At 50.2% G+C, this 886-nt stretch carries 1 rRNA gene; it reads right to left on the reverse strand.

Features of this window, described 5'->3' with window-relative positions:
- Positions 1-886, reverse strand: a 23S ribosomal RNA gene (locus tag HCJ30_RS14175); the annotation flags it as partial.

Consider the following 886-nt stretch of genomic DNA (forward strand, 5'->3'; position numbering starts at 1 on the left):
GAGGTTCATCCACAGTTTCGGTAATATGTTTAGCCCCGGTACATTTTCGGCGCGGGGTCACTCGACCAGTGAGCTATTACGCACTCTTTCAATGGTGGCTGCTTCTAAGCCAACATCCTGGTTGTCTAAGCAACCCCACATCCTTTTCCACTTAACATATATTTTGGGACCTTAACTGGTGGTCTGGGCTGTTTCCCTTTCGACTACGGATCTTATCACTCGCAGTCTGACTCCCGAGTATAAGTACATGGCATTCGGAGTTTATCTGAATTCGGTAACCCGAGAAGGGCCCCTAGTCCAAACAGTGCTCTACCTCCATGACTCTTTACCTCGAGGCTAGCCCTAAAGCTATTTCGGAGAGAACCAGCTATCTCCAAGTTCGATTGGAATTTCTCCGCTACCCACACCTCATCCCCGCACTTTTCAACGTGCGTGGGTTCGGACCTCCAGTAAGTATTACCTTACCTTCATCCTGGACATGGGTAGATCACCTGGTTTCGGGTCTACGACCTGTTACTTATGCGCCCTATTCAGACTCGCTTTCGCTACGGCTCCGCTTTTTCCGCTTAACCTTGCAACAAATCGTAACTCGCCGGTTCATTCTACAAAAGGCACGCTATCACCCATTAACGGGCTCTAACTACTTGTAGGCACACGGTTTCAGGAACTGTTTCACTCCCCTTCCGGGGTGCTTTTCACCTTTCCCTCACGGTACTGGTTCACTATCGGTCACTAGGGAGTATTTAGCCTTGGGAGATGGTCCTCCCGGATTCCGACGGAATTTCACGTGTTCCGCCGTACTCAGGATCCACTCTGGAGGGAAAGCCATTTCAACTACCGGGCTGTTACCGTCTTTGGCGGGCCTTTCCAGACCGCTTCATTTATA

This window comes from Listeria cossartiae subsp. cossartiae, from assembly GCF_014224155.1.
GTDB classification, from domain to species: Bacteria; Bacillota; Bacilli; order Lactobacillales; family Listeriaceae; genus Listeria; species Listeria cossartiae.